The sequence below is a fragment of the Rhizobium aethiopicum genome, assembly GCF_014197535.1.
Lineage (GTDB): Bacteria > Pseudomonadota > Alphaproteobacteria > Rhizobiales > Rhizobiaceae > Rhizobium > Rhizobium aethiopicum_A.
Genome location: NZ_JACIFV010000028.1, coordinates 1 through 16,921 on the forward strand (window position 1 = coordinate 1; position 16,921 = coordinate 16,921).

Here is a 16,921-nt window from a genome sequence, read left to right on the forward strand (position 1 = left end):
TCGCCCTTGCAAAGTTGCGCTTCTCTTCGCTCGCCATGACCAGCTTACGGTGGGACTTGCACCCACAAGAGTGCGCCCATGCTGGGCGCACAATGAAACGGGGGCCAAAAGGCCCCCGAATTGCAGATCGATCTGTCGCGCAGATCACTTCATGGTCGGCATGACGAATTCAGCGCCGCTCTTGATGCCGGAGGGCCAGCGGGCGGTGACGGTCTTCGTCTTCGTCCAGAACTTGATCGAATCGGTGCCGTGCTGGTTGAGGTCGCCGAAGCTCGAGGCCTTCCAGCCGCCGAAGGAGTGGTAGGCGAGCGGAACCGGGATCGGAACGTTGACGCCGATCATGCCGATATTGATGCGCGAGGCGAAATCGCGGGCAGCATCGCCGTCGCGGGTGTAGATGGCGACGCCGTTGCCGTATTCGTGCTTCATCGGCAGCGACAGGGCTTCCTCATAGTTCTGGGCACGAACGACGGAAAGGACAGGCCCGAAGATCTCGGTCTTGTAGATGTCCATGTCAGGCGTGACGTGGTCGAACAGGCAGCCGCCGACGAAATAGCCGTCTTCATAACCCTGAAGCTTGAAATCGCGGCCGTCGACGACGAGCTTGGCGCCTTCCTCGATGCCGCGGTCGATCAAGCCGCGAACACGGTTATAGGCTTCCTTGGTGACGAGCGGGCCCATGTCGGCCTTGTCGTCGGTATAGGGGCCGATGCGCAGCGATTCGATCTTCGGCGTCAGCTTTTCGACGAGGCGGTTGGCGGTCTCTTCGCCGACCGGGACGGCAACCGAGATCGCCATGCAGCGCTCACCGGCCGAACCGTAGCCTGCGCCCATCAGCGCGTTGACGGCCTGGTCCATGTCGGCATCCGGCATGATGATCATGTGGTTCTTGGCGCCGCCGAAGCACTGGGCGCGCTTGCCGTTCATCGCCGCCGTGCCGTAGACGTAGCGGGCGATCGGCGTCGAGCCGACGAAGGAGACGGCGCCGATATCCGGATCGGTGAGGATGGCGTCGACGGCGCCCTTGTCGCCGTTGACGACATTGAGGATGCCGGCCGGGAGACCGGCCTCGATCATCAGTTCGGCGAGACGGATCGGCAGGGACGGATCACGCTCGGAGGGCTTCAGGATGAAGGCATTGCCGCAGGCGATCGCCGGCGCGAACATCCACATCGGGATCATGCCGGGGAAGTTGAAAGGCGTGATGCCGGCGCCGATGCCGACCGGCTGGCGGATCGAATACATGTCGATCGCCGGACCCGCGCCCTCGGTGAATTCGCCCTTGGCGAGATGCGGGATGCCGCAGACGAATTCGCAGACTTCGAGGCCGCGAACGACGTCGCCCTTGGCGTCCTCGATCGTCTTGCCGTGTTCCTTCGAAATCAATTCGGCAAGTTCGTCCATATGCTTGTTCAGGAGCTCGACGAACTTGAAGAAAACGCGGGCGCGGCGCTGCGGGTTGGTGGCGGCCCATTTCGGCTGCGCGGCCTTGGCATTCTCGACGGCGGCGCGAAGCTCCTCGACGCTGGCGAGGGCGACGGTCGCCTGCACTTCGCCGGTCGCCGGATTGTAGACGTTGCTGACGCGGCCGCTGGTGCCAGCGACCTGCTTGCCGCCGATGAAATGTCCGATCTCACGCATGGATGTTCCTCCTGTTTGGATGGCCTACAATCGCACTTCAATTTGCACAAATCAATGCGTTGATATAAGCAACCGTTGTGCACGTTTTATAGTTCCGATGTAGGTGCTGCTGCTCCCAAACTTGGCGCGGCATGCGGACAAGTCAAACTCAGGGAGGGTCAATCGATGAGCCAAAATCCGGTCGTGCGAATGGCGGAGTTGGAGATCGCCGCCGAGAGGCTCGACGCCTATCGCGCATTGCTTGCGGAGGAAATCGAGGCTTCGGTCGCGCTGGAAGAGGGCGTTCTTTCACTCAGCGCTGTTTCCATTCGCGAAGTCCCAAACCGCGTCCGCATTCTCGAAGTCTACGCCGACCAAACGGCCTATGAGGCGCATCTGCGAACACCGCATTTCCTCAAATACAAGAAGGAGACGGCCGGCATGGTGACGTCGCTGACGCTGATCGATGTCGATCCGATTGCAATGCGGGCCAAGTGATGAACTGGGATGACGTCCGCATTTTCCTGGCCGTGGCCCGAACCGGACAGATCCTTGCCGCTTCGAAGCGCCTGGGGCTCAACCACGCCACGCTTTCGCGCCGGCTGACGTCGCTCGAAGCGGCACTGAAGACGCGGCTCTTCATCCGCCGCACGAACGGCTGCGAGCTGACGGCTGAAGGCGGCATCTTCCTAAATGCCGCCGAGCGGATGGAAACCGAAATGCTCGCTGCGCAGGCCAATCTCGGCCACACCGACACGGCGATCGCCGGCACGGTGCGCGTCGGCGCGCCCGATGGTTTCGGCGTCTCCTTTCTGGCACCGCGCATGGGCAGGTTGATCGAGCGCCATCCGGAGCTGAAGATCCAGCTCGTACCGGTGCCGCGCTCCTTCTCGCTGTCGCAGCGCGAGGCGGATATCGCCATTACTCTGGAACGCCCCGAACAGGGCCGGCTCGTCTCCTCCAAGCTGACGGAATACACGCTCGGCCTCTATGCCTCGCGCGACTACCTCGCCCGCCAGGGCAGACCCGGCGATGTCGAGGCGCTGAAGGCGCATCCGCGCATCGGCTATGTCGAGGATCTGATCTTCACCGCCTCGCTGAATTTCTCCGGCGAGGTGATGCGCAGCTGGGACGCCGGCTTCGAAATCTCGACGGCGATCGGCCAGACGGAGGCGGTGCGGTCAGGTGCCGGCATCGGGATCCTGCATGATTATATCGCAAGGCAGTATCCGGAGCTCGAGCGCATCCTGCCTGACATTTCGATCCGGCGCGCCTATTGGACGACCTATCACGAAACGGCGCGCGACCTGGTGCGCGTCCGCAGTGTCGTCGATTTCCTGCAGGAACTCGTCGGCGCCGAGCGGCACATCTTCCTCTAAGTCGCCGAAACGTGCTTGGCCGGCTCGTCGTTCTCATCGGGGTTGGGAACAGGCGCTTCGTCGGGAAGCCGGTCCGGCTCCGGTTCGGTGATCGGCGGCACCGGCTTCCAGCCGGGCGCCGGCATCGGCGGCTGATCGGGAATGGGTTCGTTGGGCACGGACATGACCGCCTCCCTTTATGTTTGCGATGTTCGTCGGGACTATTTGTCCGACTTCAGCGTCTCGGCAGCGCGCATCGGCATGCTGTCGATGATGGCGAAGAGCTCGCCATTGGTGATCGGCTCGCTGACCTTGAGCTTGACGGTGCCGTCCTTGCCGACAAGGAAGGCGGCGAATTCACCCGTCTCCGGCGCATCGAGATCGCGGCGGATCACTTCGCCGTCGAGGCCATCGGCAGCGCCGAAAAGCGCCCGAACCTTGCCGCCCGAGACCTTCAGCACCACCATATCGCGCTCATCGAGCGCGCTGCGGTCGGCCAGCAGCTGGTTTTCCTGGCGCGCCGCGCGGGCATTGTCCCTGTCGGCGAAAAGAACGAAGACACGGTTCTTCCACTGGAAAGCGGCCAGGCTTTCGATCGGTGCGTAGGCACTGTTCGTCTCGTCGATCTTGGTCGCGCCGTAAAGCAGGGTTTTCGACATGCGTATTCTCCCGTCAGCTTGGAGAACGGCCCGAGATGGCATGTGTTCCATGCCGTGTCGAAAGAGCCCGAGATGTCATCGACCGCTATCTGAATTCATCCCCTCACTAGCAGACGCCGGATCAGTTCTTACCTTAACGCGCTGACACACTGACGGTGACAACAGGAGAAAATTCAGTTAGTGACATCCTCGAAGCTGTTCAGGCCCAGCGACTCTCTCTTCGGACCCAAAGCTGCCAGCACGGTTAATGTTGCCTGCGAGCGGGGTAAACAGCTTTGGCGAAACCTATGAGCTAGAAGGCGATAGGGACGCGTTAAGGAGTGACGCCGGTAATTATATGGAGCTTGAAAGCTTGAAAGCCACGGAAACATACACAATTGACAGTGACGGTAACCCGGGCAACGGAGTAGATTTTCTTGACATCCTCTTAATTCTCGCGAAATCAATTCGCGTTATGGTTGCAGTCCCACTCTTGGCTTTTTTCATAGTATTCAGCTTTTTTTTCTTTCTCCCCGGACGCTTCGAATCGGAAGCTATTGTTCAAATGCCTATCGAAAGGAGCTTACTGCTTCAGTCAGCCAGCTTCCTCGAGGACGCAGTAAAGACCAACCAATGGCTCTTAGCGCAGTACGAAAAACAATATCAGGCTCGAGAGAAATTCAAAAAATCTCTAAGAATTGTCAATATCTCGGGAACGGATATATACCGGCTTCAATATATCGCTGACACGCCCGATCATGCAGAAGAGGCATTGTCATCAATTTTGAAAAAGCTTCTCGTTGCATCAAAGCCTTCGCCGGGCAAACTGGAAGAACTTAAGGCACAGTTGCTATCCCAAACCATTCTTCAGCAGACTCTACAAAAATTGTTGGAGCGGTTTAACGGTCCTAGCGCAGTTCAGGGAAACTCGCCCGAGGTCCCGGGACAGTCAGTGGTTGCCATCGCGGATGCACTGGAAAAATCAAATCAAGCCATCTTAGCCATAGAAGCCTCCATGAAAGGAAGTATGACGGAGTCGGACATACTACAGTCCCCCACTCGCCCGGATGAACCTTTAGCGAAAGGCAGCCTTTCGAAAGCGGTCGCCGCTGCCGTCGTTTTATTTTTCATGATGTTAATGTGGGCTTTCGTCCGGGAAGCTTTTCAGAGAGCTGCTTTGGAGGAGAGCGGTATTAGGAAAATCCAAGGCATTAAGTCCTTGCTTTCTGTACGTCGAACGTAGCTCTGGCTGCTCTATCGCGGTCGACACTCGGTCTCACTCACGCCATCCGAGTTGGAAGACGCACAACGGATTGAGAATTGCCCTTCATTGCCGAGCAATGGGTCACCTCCAATGTACTCTCCATGGAGAAACTCCCGTTGCTCGTCCATGAAGGCGATCACAAATCAGGGCGGCGAGGACAACGTGGGGTCGGAACATCGCTCACGTCCCATCATCCACCTCCTCCGATATGGATGTTGAATCAGCTTCGACTCGCCTCGTCACCTCACAATCGATTCATCGATCACAGGATCTGCTCTAATCTGGTGCGTGCTTATACTACTTCGCTGTATAGCAGCATTCAGGCGGCCGCGAATTAAGCAGCGACAGCTCTATGGCCTGCGGTACTGATCACTTCCTACCGTCGCTAGTTCAGCGCCTTTAAGATTTCATCCGCTACTAAGTCTGCTCCCCGCGCGGACAGGTGGTCGTCGTCGTAGTAAAGCGGCACGCCATCCCGTTGACCAAAGCATCTGCCGTCGCCGCCCTTGCTGCAGAGCACGTCCGCAGGCCTAACCTTTCGAAGCGTCTCGGATGCTGCGATGTTGTCCAGCACGCCCAGAACAAACTTGTTCCGCTCGAGATAGAGCGCTTCGGACGTTGATAGTTCCGAAAGCCCTGGGCCATGGCGAAGATTAACCTTTGCTATATTCCATCCCAGTTCGGGTATCGGATAGACTACGACAACCCGTTTTCCCGTTCTCTCCAAGCTCTGAATAAGTTCATCGATGGCGAGCGTCTTTGATCGTCCGTCCACGGAGAAAGATCCATTCACAGCGGCATAGTTCTCACGATAGTCTTCTATTTCCTCTCCTCCCTCGCCATTAACGAAGGTTAACCTATCAATCTGGCCGGGGATCGGATACAGGCGAAACGTCCAGCGGATCGCCACAATTATTTCGTCGACATCTTCGCGGACGTAATCGAGCAAATGTTGAAAAGCCGAAAGGCACTGCGAAAGTTGGGTTTCGTTTTTCGTAGTCGAGGTTTGAGGTATAGGCTGACAGTCGGGTGCTCTCAACAAAACCCCTTTCAGGCCCATCCGCGCGAAGCGTTCTGCCAGGGAAAAGGAAATCGCTTGAGCATGTGAATCTCCATACAGCGCAACCGTTCTCTTGGCCGCCACGTCACCGAAGAAACAATAGGAAACGCCCGTACGGTCGGAGGGTGTCAGCGCACAAACATTACCAGTTTGTTGGACCTTCTGGCCTAAGCTCTCCCACTCGACCACAGTAGGAAGACGAGAGGCGAATCCGTTACTCGATATCCCAAGGTACCCCAGCATGATCAAGGCCGACATGCTCATGGCGCCTGACGTGGCAACCGCCCTCGCCGATACTCGACCGGTTCGAAACGGTTGCTCGACATAGCGCCAGCTTAACGCGGAGAGGGCGAAGCAAAGTACGATGAGCGCGACCGCTGTGCTTGGGCTGAGCGATCTATCGAGATACTGGCGCGCGAAGGCGAATACTGGTTGATGCCAAAGATAAAGGCTGTAGCTGAGGAGACCGATATCAACGAATGGCCGCAAGGAGAGTAATTTCCCGACGAACGTCCTTCCGGTTCCTGTTGCCAGCACCATTGCGGCTCCAACCGTTGGGAAGAGGGTGTAAACGCTTGGGTACCGCGTCGTCTCCCACAAAAAAATCACCGATGCCAAAATGGTCAATAAGCCCGCACCGGCAATCAGTTCTCCTAGAATTGGACTTTCGTCAGTGGCTCTGGAAATCTCTTTCGACCTGATCGCTACAATCGCACCGATCAGTAGCTCCCACGCTCGTGTGTGAAGAAAATAGTAAGCGGATGTTGGATCGGACCTGGAGATGAATTCTGCCGAAACGAAGCTGATCGCAGCTATCATGCTAAGCGCTAAAGTGATTGATCTGGTGATACGACTAAGCAGAATGAGGAGTGGTGGGAAGAAAATGTAAAACTGCTCCTCAACCGCCAAGCTCCACGTATGAAGCAGCGGTTTTAGGGCGGCGGCTGCATCGAAATAGCCGGCTTGCTTCCAGAAAACGAAATTGGATACGAAAAGCGATACGCCGATCAAGCTTTCCGAAAAACCTTTCATGTCCAATGGAAGCAGAAAAAGCCAAGCAAATGGGATGCTCGTGACCATCACCAGAAACAGCGCCGGCAGGATACGTCTTGCTCTGCGTTCGTAGAACCTCTTGAACGAGAACGTGCCGCGAACGAGGTCATGGTAAATGATCGAGGTGATTAGATATCCACTGATAACGAAGAATACGTCAACTCCAGCGAAGCCCCCGTGAAACGGCGCAATTCCTCCATGGAAAAGCACCACGGGCAAAACTGCAATCGCCCGAAGGCCATTAATTTCCGGACGATAGTTCGGGCTGGTTCCCTTGATCATATGATACTCACGGAGCGGCACACCATAGGCTACGGTAGCTTCTCTCATCGTGTTGCAATGATCTTGTCAACCTCTCGTGGGCCCCACATGACCGCAACGCAGCGGCGGGGGCGGCCCGGCTGTTAGCTCCGGCATCTCGACGGAAGGACCGGATGTGAACTTGATCGAGAGCGGAGCATCGTTCAATGTTCACAATTTTTCGACGGCGTAACTAGGAAAAACTGGCCTCAAGTATTCAGACTCGATTGAAGATCGAAAAATAGTTGAAATTCTTTTTCGGTGACCTGGACAGAATATTAGATTGAGTAAATCGATACTGTGTCGACGATATTTCTTTTGCCATCCATTCGACCGTCGGCCTTCTAATATCCACGAGGATCGTCTTTGGCCTTGGCAGCATATCGAACACGTCGGTACAGACAGCATCGATGTAGGTTTTACCGTTGAGTTCTAATGCAGGTCCGTCGACAAGTACGAAATCCGCATCAATTGGTGGACGCTCGACATACGATGCCGTCTTCTTTTCAACATCAATATGTTTGCTTCGCACATAAGGAGTGACGAAGTTGCTCACGCCAAACGCGGTCAGCATCGACATTGTATTGCGGAGCCATTCTTTGCTTTCATCGATCGTAACAAACTTCGCGTTGTTCTGAGCTGCGTAACGAGCGAAAATTACTGTCGAAGAACCGCTCCCGAGCTCCAGAATCGACGCCGGCTTTTCCGCTTCAAGCAACCGGTTGAGGGAAACCAGTTTGTAGGCCTGCATTTTTGGTGCGAGACCACCCCCAGAGTGAAACGCTGCTAGCACCTTATCCGCTAGCCTGTATTCTTCTGGTGCGGCAGCTCTATCTTCCAAAATCAACCGTTCGAATTTAGCCGAGTTCGTCAAGCCAAATTTGTGTGCGACATTGCGTAGCGTTCCCAAAGCCATTTCCTTATCAAGTTCAATTTTTACTGGTTCTCACGATTTCAGCGAAGCCTCAAGATACCGTCTAACTCGCCTGCCTTTGGAGAAAGGCTGCTACAAACTGTGGTATGCGTGAGAGAATCTTTACGGGTATGAACATGACGTTGACCTGAAGCCGATTCTTTCTGCATGCCCGATAGGCCTCTAGATTTCCCTTGAGAATCCCTGCAACGGAGTTGTTGGATGTCCCTCCGGTACGCATCTTAACCCAGACATCGTTGCAATATCGCGCCTTGATTCTGTTTTTGGCCATAAGCCTCATGCATAATTCGAAATCCGCCTGACGCGGGAAGGCCAAATCGAAGCCTCCCGATCGACGGAGAATGTCCCGCCGGACATAGAAAGTCGGGTGTGCCGGCATCCAGCCTTTTTCGAACAGGCCATCGTGGTAAGGCTGTGACCGCCACACCCTTTTGATTTTCTGAGTATCGCACTTATCGACGTAGTCGAGATCGGCATAGCAAGCATCGACGCTGGTGTCGGCCATTATGCTTGCAATCGTCGCAAGAACCTGGTCGTGTGCATAGAAATCGTCCGAGTTCAGGAACCCGACAATATCACCTGTGGCAAGCGCAATGCCCTTATTCATCGCGTCATAAATCCCGTTATCCGGTTCCGAAATGACCTTGGTTCCCGCCGGGGGAAGCGTATTGATTCTCGCGAGTGTGTCGTCTGTCGACGCCCCATCCACGATGATCTGTTCCCAGTCGCGATAGGCCTGACGACGCACCGACCGCATATTGTCGAGAATGACCGACGAAGAGTTGAAAGTCGGTGTGATAATAGAAATCTTCGGAGCCATGTCTGCTTCGAAACCTTTACGATTTGTCGAGGAACCAATCTGCAGTACGCTTTACGCCATCCTCAATCGAGAATGGCAACGGACCACAGATCTTTTCCGTTTCCGACATATCAAATTGATACTCCGTGAGGATGTTATTGAGGCGAAACGAGTTGAAGGGGAAGCGCTTCATACCAAGAGCATTTAGCAAATCGCCGACCTTAGCAAGCAAGATTGAACCACTTTTGGGTAGGGTCACGATCCTTTGTCCCCCAAGCCTGCATGCCAACGATGTCGTCCATTCGCGAAGAGACAGAGGTGTATAATCGGCGATGTAAAATGTCCTGCGGTCGATTCGTTCCGGAGCGGCATCCAAAAACTTGGCGTATTGGTAGACGGCGTTTCCGAGATAACCGTACGATTTAAAAAGCGGAGCATTGCCCACATGAAAATACCTGCCGCGTTTCAGCGCAAGCAGAAGTCGTTGATAGTGAGGAGACATTCCTTCGCCCCAGATCGTCGTCGGGCGTAGAATGCACCAAGTGATGCCTTGAAGATCCGCATTTCGGACGATTTGTTCGCCCCTTACCTTACTCTCGCCATAAAGAGTGTTCGGCCTGTAGTCCTCATCGAACCGGGGGACATATCCCACTTCGCACACGAGCTGGGACGACGTGAAAAGAACTCTGTCCACCGACCCAGCGGCCTTAACCGCATCGATAAGATTTCGAACGCCATTGATATTGACGTCGTAACCTTCAAGGTTTGCCTTTTCGTCCAGATCCGTCCTCGCAGCTAGGTGGATGATGGAATTGGGTCTGATCTCGCATAAAAGGTGGATTAGTCTCTCCCGCTCCAGAAGATCACACCTGCGGCAGGTTTCAGATTCAGAAGCAATGCCAATCGAGTTATCCAAAGAGATTACGTCGTAATCTTGCTGTTGAAGATACCGAGCCAAGCTTCTGCCTATAAAGCCGCTGCCGCCGGTAATAATAACTTTTGGTTTCATCTATTAACCTTACGAAGAACGTCAAGCGTCATATCACTTGCCTTCTGCCAAGAAAACTTTTGGTAATTAACCTTGCCTTTTCGAATAAGTGTCTCTGCCTCAGTCTTCTCAGAAATTTTCGAAAGGGCAGCTGCTATGTCGGAGACACTCCCCTCATTTACGAGTAAAGCGCCGTCTCCGGCAACCTCCGGCATCGAAGAAGATCGCGAGGTGACAACAGGACACCCAAGTTCCTGCGCCTCTAGAATGGGAATTCCAAACCCCTCATAAAGCGAGGCGAAAATCAGGGCGGCGCTATTGCGATAAAGATCTGAGAGGGACTCGTCGGTCAATCGCCCCGCTAAGATCACACCAGGAATTTTAGACGCAAAATCGGCTATTTCCTGCCCTACGCTGTTCCCCACATGGCCAACAAGGACAAGTTTGTTTGCAGAGTTACTGCCGGCTGCCGCGCAATAGGAGTGGTATGCGTTCAATATAGTGTATGGGTTCTTGATCTTTTTGAAGAAGCCCACGCAGTGGAAATATTTCCCAGGCTTCAAACCAAGGCGCTCGAGAATGGTACCGCCTTCGTTGATCTCCGAGAGATGAGACCCCGCCTCATGGATGACATGAAGCGTCTGGCTATCAATGTTGCAGAAACGTTTGAGATCAGTAGCCGTGCTTGCAGAAACGGTGATCAACGAATTGCGGGATTGCAGGGACAAGGGGATAAACATTCGCCAGTATAGGCTGCGCAGGAGGCCAATTTCTCCCGGATACAACCACGCAAAAGCATCGTGAACGGTGATCGCCTGTGGTTTTTGCAGGAGCGCACTTCCCACGTATCCTGGGGCGAAGAGGGCATCGAAACTTATGAGGCCAACAAGGGGCAGCCATAACTGCTCATAGAAGATTCGCCAACCAACACGCTTTGCGCTTTTCAGAACAATCGCTCGAAACCAAGGACGGTCCCCCTTCCACCAAGGCGGCAGTTGATTGCAGTAGAATAGGAACTCGCAGCCACTTGGTTTGCTCTCATACCAGGGCCTCACAATGTTGGTGACATAAGTCTCGGTACCCGCATTGACACCCCATCGCACGAAGAGTGCATTAATTGCGTATTTCATTGCAAATAGATCCTGCCTTAGACCGACGGTTGGGTTATTGGTCTTCAACGTCCGCCTTCTGCGGAAACAGCGTCAACCGAGTTATCAGACCCAAAACGAGCACAAAATAGAAAGAACCTATCCAGGATTTAAATATTTCGCTCGTCAGGCATTCGAGCGTGATGAAAGCCATAATCGCAAAGGCTTCGATGTTCGCCTTTATGATTGTCAGGCCGCCAGGGCCGCATAATCGCATGAAAAGGACCGACATATGAGTCGCCAGAGGCAAAACTCCAATAGCCCCTAGTTCAAGAACGGTCTTCAAGGCACTGCTTTCGGTTCCAAAGTCATCCAATCCGAAGGATACGGGAACCTGAGTCAGCATCGCGGGACCGTAGCCGAAAATCGGCGCCCACCAGTTTTCCATAAGGAGCCCTATCGACGCAGAATAGCGGTCTAACCTTCCCATGTTGCCACTATCGGACAATTCGAACGCGGAGCCGACGAAATTGAGGTTCACTTCACCCAATCGGTCCAAAATAATTGCGCTGACAACAATAAGCGCCCCGACAAACATGACGTTCATAATATTCGGAACACTAGAAAAATATCGGGACACAACAATGGCGAGGGCTGCCAACACAAGGTAAAGAAGGGGCGCCCTGATCGCTGTCGCGTAGAGCGCCATAGCAATAAGATAAAAACAGAGTACGACAAGTATCTTTGGTGTCGTGGACCGGTATAAGCGCATGGCGCCCAGGGCTGCCAGTGCGCCGCACCCGAGCTGTAGTCCCAAAACGCCAAGGCTAAACGAAATTCCGTAGCGGCGTTCAACCGATGTTCCGATGGTAACGACTTTCAAGAGCGCCTGGCCGGAGAGAAGTTCATACAGTGCCACAGACGCATGAAGCAATGCAGAAAAGAGAAAAAGTTTGACGATGACTTTGAAGAGAAATCGCGGCGATTGTTTCTGTGTCCAGAGGAAAAGCCCCAGCCAAAGGCCATATGACAGCAACGCCCAAACAAAGCCGGTCGGTCCAACCGCCAGCGTGTTTCGAACGCCGTTTGCCACAAGTATCAATGAAAAGAGAAAGATCACATATGTAATCGAGGACGTATCGCATCTGATCAGATTCGACGGGAGATAAAAGAGTGCCATAAACACTGGTATCAAAGCCCAGAGATTGAGCGCAGGCGATTTTCCCGCGACTACCTGCAGAACGAAATCGAAGTTAAGGCAGACCGCGATGGCAAATAACAGGAGTGGGACGATGTTTCTACCGAGAGTCACTGACGCTACGTTCTTTAAAGGCTAGCTTTGCAAGATTGTCGAACTGAGCAGAAGCGCTTGCTCGAGCGCGCCCGACGCTGGAAACATAGATATCGGGCATGGCAGCATTCAGTTTCGTCATGACAAGATCTACGAGCTGCGCTGGGGTGAAGTTCATTCTCAAGTAGTTCTCATCACCTAACATTTTCATCAATGCATCCATTTTCCCAGCGCGGGAGAGGCATACGAATGGTGTCATCTGGCATGTTGCAAATATCAAGGGATGCATTCTAGAACTTACGAGGCAATCGGCCGCGGTGATCAACTCAATCAGTTCCATGAGAGACAGAGACCCGGGCCGGGCCCAACGCGCCATCTTGGATGTGTGTAGCAGGTCCCTATCGAAAATCTCACTATCATAGCCTTCTTGGGAATCCGATACAGCATAAACGACCTCCACCCCCGCTTCGTTTAGGTTTTTGACAGATGTGTTGAGCTGTTCAACATAAGCCAGTGAATGGAACTTGTCGTTGGACGGCATTATAATGACAATTTTGGACGATGATTCAATTTTAAATCGCGTGCAAAGTTGGCTACGGGCCTTCTTCCTGTCAATTTGTTCTCCAAGAAATGCGGGATCGGCGGACAAAAGGATATCTGCGCCCGGAGCAAGAGCCTTCAGACGCTGGAATGATCCTTCATCCCTGACACTAAAAAAATCGGCGCCAAGCGCGATTCGGCGCATCGCAAAGCGTCCAAGCGACGATAACCCGTCGCTCACTCCAACACCCACGGCTGCAAATTTCTTTCGGAAGATCTTTGCAAGCATATAAAGCTGAAAATTTGTCGCGAGATGACCCCATAACGGATTTGCTAAGCGCGGCTCCGAAAATTGTTCGCCGCCTCCGATCACGACCACATCACACTTCCACAGTGTTCCGATCAAAGAAACCTTCAGTCCTCGCAGATCTAGTCTCCGAACGAATCCGATCTTCCTCCCGGTCGATTTTGTAAAGTTCCCGGCATCAATCCCCGCAATATGTACAGTTCCGCCGTGTCGCTCGATCTGATTTATAATCTCTAGGGCTATCGCGTCATCACCAAGATTGCCACTGCCGTAAGGGCCGCAGACAAGGTATCTTGCAGATGTCATTGGGCTTTCCTTCGATCACTGTAAGCGCAGATAACGCCTCGCATGCTCACGCATTAAGATATATATCTTGGACGGTCAAACCATTCGCCCGCGAGATATCCAAGTAGCTGTGCCACGCTTGTCACAATGGGCCTGCGTGCGCTATCACACGCCAATTCCGCTGAGAAGGTCGGCGAAGATCGGGTTCGCCTAGCATCTTTATAACCTCTCACCGGGGTACTGCAATTGAACCTGGAAGAACGCTTTGAAGATTGAAGAATCCCAGATCGGCAATGGCTTCCCATGTTTTATCATTGGAGAAATTGCCCAAGCTCACGACGGAAGTTTGGGCGCTGCTCACGCCTACATCGAATCGGTCGCCAAATCGGGTGCAAATTCGGTTAAATTCCAAACGCATATCGCGGAGGCAGAATCGACTCCTGACGAAAAATTCCGCGTAAAGGTTTTTCCACAGGACGCCACCCGTTACGACTACTGGCGTCGGATGGAATTTTCCAAAGAGCAGTGGGCAGGCCTCTTCGATCATGCGCGACAGAAAGGCCTGATATTTTTATCGACACCGTTTTCTTTTGAAGCCGTAGAACTGCTGGACAGACTTGGTGTTCCCGCCTGGAAGGTGGGATCTGGGGAAGTCGGCAATCTTCCAATGTTGGAGATGATGGCGCGAACGGGGAAACCTATTCTTCTGTCGAGCGGAATGTCGAGCTGGTCGGATTTGGATGACGCCTTCGCAGTAATCAAAAAGCATGGCGCGGAAATTGCATTGTTTCAATGTACGACGGCTTATCCTTGCCCACCTGATAAGATCGGGTTGAATCTAATCGGCGAGATGAAGCTGCGATATGGCGTACCGGTGGGCCTGTCAGATCATAGCGGCACCATTTATCCAAGTCTGTCGGCGGTCACGCTCGGCGCAAATCTGATTGAGGTGCATACGGTCTTCTCAAAGGAATGTTTCGGGCCCGATGTTTCTGCTTCTGTTACAACGAAGGAGCTACAGCAGTTAGTGGATGGAATTCGTTTTACAGAAGCCATGATGATGGCCCCGATGGATAAAGACCGCGAGGCTGAGGAGAAGAAGGAGCTCAGCATCCTTTTCGGTAAGAGCTTGTATTGCAAGACGGGCCTGCAGAAGGGGCACATATTGACGCCGCAAGATATCGCATTAAAGAAGCCGGGAACCGGCATGCCTGCCCGGATGCTAGACAATGCTGTTGGCAAGATACTCAAACGCGATTATCTCGCTGGGGAGCAGTTGAAAGAGAGTGATTTAGATGGTTGAGACAGTTCGCAGAATTTGCGCCGTGCTGGTTGATCGAGCGAACTACGGGCGCATGCATCCCGTGATGCGTGCGATAAATGCCGATGCCGATCTCGAACTCCTTACCGTATGTGCGGGCACCATGTTGCTCGAGCGTTTTGGTCAAGCAGAGAAGATTGTTAGCGCCGACGGTTTCAAGATTGACGGTCGCGTGTTTTTGGAAGTAGAGGGATCTATCCCAGCCACTATGGCGAAAAGCATCGGTTTGGGCGTGATCGAATTCTCAACCGAATTTCAACGTCTTCAGCCCGACATTGTGCTGTTGATCGGGGATCGGTACGAAGCCCTGGCCGCTGCAATAGCGGCTGCTTATATGAACATCCCGATCGCTCATATTCAGGGCGGGGAGGTTTCCGGTTCGATCGACGAAAGTGCACGTCACGCGATCACGAAATTCGCCCATCTCCATTTCCCTTCGACTGAGCGATCTGCGCAGTTTATCAGGAGAATGGGTGAGAGAACGGACTCTGTTTTCAATGTGGGATGTCCGTCCGGCGATTACATCAGATCTCTCGACACGGAATTGCCTGCTAACCTATTTACGAAGATTGGCGTCGGCGGTGCGCTAAATTCGAATAATCCGTTCTTTCTCGTCATATATCACCCTGTTACAACGCATTTTGGCAGTGAACGGCAGCAGGTTCAGCAGCTTATAGAAGGGTTAGCCGAACTGGCACACCCGACCCTTTGGATCTGGCCGAACATTGATGCGGGTGCCGATGACATATCAAAGGCGTTGCGAACTCATCGCGAGCATCACAAGGCTGATTGGCTGCATCTTGTCAAAAATCTTGAACCGATCACCTTTCAGAAGTGTCTCAAGAAAGCGACATGCGCTATCGGCAATTCGTCGAGCTTCATCAGGGACAGTACGTTTTCCGGAACACCTGTTGTCTTGGTAGGCGAAAGGCAGGCCGGCCGGGAACACGGTGAAAATCTAACTGCCGTCCGGCCGGAGAAGCAATTAATCACAGATGCCATCAAGGCCCAGATTGCACATGGGCGCTATCCCGTATCCAATCTCTACGGTGAAGGTAACGCAAGCGTGCGCATCGTTGAGAAGATCAAGAATTTCGAACCCTACCAGCAGAAAATGCTGCAATATGTCTCAGAATACTAACATCCTTGTCCTTGAGCCCGAAAACTACAGTCCACATGCTTTGGCAACTTATAGGCAGATGGGAAAGGTTTGGTTGGCTCAGACGGAATCGAACACAGAAGTGTCTATTATCGTTGTACGGCTCGCCTACAGAATAGATGGAAAGTTGCTTGATCGCTTCCCATCGCTGCGGGCAGTCGTTTCACCGACGACCGCCCTCACGCACGTTGACGTGGAAGAATGCCGGCGCCGCGGCATTGAGGTGATCTCACTGGCGGATTGCCGGGATGCAATCAACGACATCACGTCGACTGCCGAGCTCGCCCTTGGGCTTATGATATCGCTGTTGCGAGCTATCCCGTCTGCTTCCAGCGAGGTGGTTCGAAATGGCAGTTGGAATAGAAATGCCTTTCGTTCCAGGCAATTGTCACGGATGACCTTGGGGATTGTAGGTCTTGGCAGGCTTGGGCGGCATATGGCTCGGTATGCGAAGGCGCTCTGCATGGAAATTGTCGCCTATGATCCGTATCAGCCACAAGAGAAGTTTGATGAACTGGGTGTGCGTAGATCGGATTTGCTTCCTCTACTAAAGGAAGCCGACATCATTTCTGTCCATGCATCGTTGACCGGCGCAAATTATGGTTTTCTCGGGCGTTCGGAGATAGCTGAGATGCGTTCTCATGCACTCGTTGTCAATACGGCGCGTGGTGGGCTGATCGATGAGGCGGCTCTAGCCGATGCTCTTCGAGATGGAAAGCTAGGCGGCGTTGCCGTCGATGTTTTGAGGGACGAAGACGAGGGCGTGGATTGGATGAAGGAGTCTCCGTTGATCAGAGCCGCAAAAGACGGCTTCAATGTGTTGATTACCCCCCACATTGGAGGCTGTACCTCGGATGCGATGCATGTCACAGAGGAAAGTATTGCGGATGTGGCATTCAAGAAGTTTGGCGGCTGA

Annotated in this window: 16 protein-coding genes; 6 read left to right on the forward strand and 10 right to left on the reverse strand. The window is 53.5% G+C overall.

All coding sequences use genetic code 11. The features are described from left to right. Nucleotides 1–144: 144 nt before the first annotated feature. A complete protein-coding gene (locus tag GGD53_RS26720) occupies nucleotides 145–1,641 on the reverse strand; it encodes a CoA-acylating methylmalonate-semialdehyde dehydrogenase (RefSeq protein ID WP_184459753.1) in 1,497 nt (498 codons plus the stop codon). Between the two features lie 165 nt (nucleotides 1,642–1,806). On the opposite strand from GGD53_RS26720, the gene GGD53_RS26725 reads away from it, so the two are divergent. Both GGD53_RS26725 and GGD53_RS26730 read left to right on the forward strand, forming a co-directional pair. Next, the gene (locus GGD53_RS26725) at nucleotides 1,807–2,118 is read left to right on the forward strand and encodes a putative quinol monooxygenase (protein ID WP_184459754.1); all 312 of its coding nucleotides are present in this window, start codon (nucleotides 1,807–1,809) and stop codon (nucleotides 2,116–2,118) included. Further along, nucleotides 2,118–2,999: a LysR family transcriptional regulator gene (locus tag GGD53_RS26730; RefSeq protein ID WP_184459755.1), complete on the forward strand. Its 882-nt coding sequence runs from the start codon at nucleotides 2,118–2,120 to the stop codon at nucleotides 2,997–2,999. Before GGD53_RS26725 ends, GGD53_RS26730 begins: the two co-directional genes overlap by 1 nt. Here the strand turns inward: GGD53_RS26730 and GGD53_RS26735 are convergent. Together GGD53_RS26735 and GGD53_RS26740 are read right to left on the reverse strand one after the other, a co-directional pair. Next, nucleotides 2,996–3,163: a hypothetical protein gene (locus GGD53_RS26735; RefSeq protein ID WP_020920431.1), complete on the reverse strand. Its 168-nt coding sequence runs from the start codon at nucleotides 3,161–3,163 to the stop codon at nucleotides 2,996–2,998. The two genes, GGD53_RS26730 and GGD53_RS26735, sit on opposite strands and share 4 nt — an antisense overlap. Nucleotides 3,164–3,199: 36 nt before the next feature. Continuing rightward, complete coding sequence (locus tag GGD53_RS26740; protein WP_184459756.1) at nucleotides 3,200–3,637, reverse strand: DUF4174 domain-containing protein; 438 nt, start codon at nucleotides 3,635–3,637, stop codon at nucleotides 3,200–3,202. A 247-nt stretch (nucleotides 3,638–3,884) separates the two neighbouring features. On the opposite strand from GGD53_RS26740, the gene GGD53_RS26745 reads away from it, so the two are divergent. Continuing rightward, nucleotides 3,885–4,859 carry a hypothetical protein gene (locus GGD53_RS26745; RefSeq protein ID WP_184459757.1) on the forward strand — a complete coding sequence of 325 codons (975 nt, stop codon included), beginning with the start codon at nucleotides 3,885–3,887 and terminating at the stop codon, nucleotides 4,857–4,859. Nucleotides 4,860–5,265: 406 nt separating this feature from the next. On the opposite strand, the gene GGD53_RS26750 is transcribed toward GGD53_RS26745, so the two are convergent. From GGD53_RS26750 to GGD53_RS26780, 7 genes are all read right to left on the reverse strand, one after another. After that, the gene (locus GGD53_RS26750) at nucleotides 5,266–7,275 is read right to left on the reverse strand and encodes an acyltransferase family protein (protein WP_184459758.1); all 2,010 of its coding nucleotides are present in this window, start codon (nucleotides 7,273–7,275) and stop codon (nucleotides 5,266–5,268) included. 235 nt (nucleotides 7,276–7,510) lie between these two features. Then, on the reverse strand, nucleotides 7,511–8,209 hold the full coding sequence (locus GGD53_RS26755) for a hypothetical protein (protein WP_184459759.1): 699 nt from the start codon (nucleotides 8,207–8,209) through the stop codon (nucleotides 7,511–7,513). Nucleotides 8,210–8,270: 61 nt separating this feature from the next. Beyond that, entirely contained in the window at nucleotides 8,271–9,047 is a 777-nt protein-coding gene (locus tag GGD53_RS26760; protein ID WP_184459760.1) for a glycosyltransferase family 2 protein, read from the reverse strand. A 16-nt stretch (nucleotides 9,048–9,063) separates the two neighbouring features. Beyond that, entirely contained in the window at nucleotides 9,064–10,035 is a 972-nt protein-coding gene (locus tag GGD53_RS26765) for an NAD-dependent epimerase/dehydratase family protein (RefSeq protein ID WP_184459761.1), read from the reverse strand. Further along, nucleotides 10,032–11,192 (reverse strand): glycosyltransferase family 4 protein, encoded by a 1,161-nt coding sequence (locus GGD53_RS26770; RefSeq protein ID WP_184459762.1) that lies wholly within the window; start codon nucleotides 11,190–11,192, stop codon nucleotides 10,032–10,034. Before GGD53_RS26770 ends, GGD53_RS26765 begins: the two co-directional genes overlap by 4 nt. After that, complete coding sequence (locus GGD53_RS26775) at nucleotides 11,179–12,414, reverse strand: O-antigen ligase family protein (protein ID WP_184459763.1); 1,236 nt, start codon at nucleotides 12,412–12,414, stop codon at nucleotides 11,179–11,181. The genes GGD53_RS26770 and GGD53_RS26775 overlap by 14 nt, the downstream gene beginning before the upstream one ends. Next, nucleotides 12,401–13,546, reverse strand: a complete 1,146-nt coding sequence (locus GGD53_RS26780; protein ID WP_184459764.1) for a polysaccharide pyruvyl transferase family protein — start codon at nucleotides 13,544–13,546, stop codon at nucleotides 12,401–12,403. The genes GGD53_RS26775 and GGD53_RS26780 overlap by 14 nt, the downstream gene beginning before the upstream one ends. A 244-nt stretch (nucleotides 13,547–13,790) precedes the next feature. On the opposite strand from GGD53_RS26780, the gene GGD53_RS26785 reads away from it, so the two are divergent. From GGD53_RS26785 to GGD53_RS26795, 3 genes are read left to right on the forward strand one after another with little or no spacing between them, the layout of a single operon-like run. Further along, on the forward strand, nucleotides 13,791–14,828 hold the full coding sequence (locus tag GGD53_RS26785) for an N-acetylneuraminate synthase family protein (protein ID WP_210303356.1): 1,038 nt from the start codon (nucleotides 13,791–13,793) through the stop codon (nucleotides 14,826–14,828). Then, nucleotides 14,821–15,987 (forward strand): UDP-N-acetylglucosamine 2-epimerase, encoded by a 1,167-nt coding sequence (gene neuC, locus GGD53_RS26790; RefSeq protein WP_184459765.1) that lies wholly within the window; start codon nucleotides 14,821–14,823, stop codon nucleotides 15,985–15,987. Before GGD53_RS26785 ends, neuC begins: the two co-directional genes overlap by 8 nt. Beyond that, on the forward strand, nucleotides 15,971–16,921 hold the full coding sequence (locus tag GGD53_RS26795; protein ID WP_184459766.1) for an NAD(P)-dependent oxidoreductase: 951 nt from the start codon (nucleotides 15,971–15,973) through the stop codon (nucleotides 16,919–16,921). Before neuC ends, GGD53_RS26795 begins: the two co-directional genes overlap by 17 nt.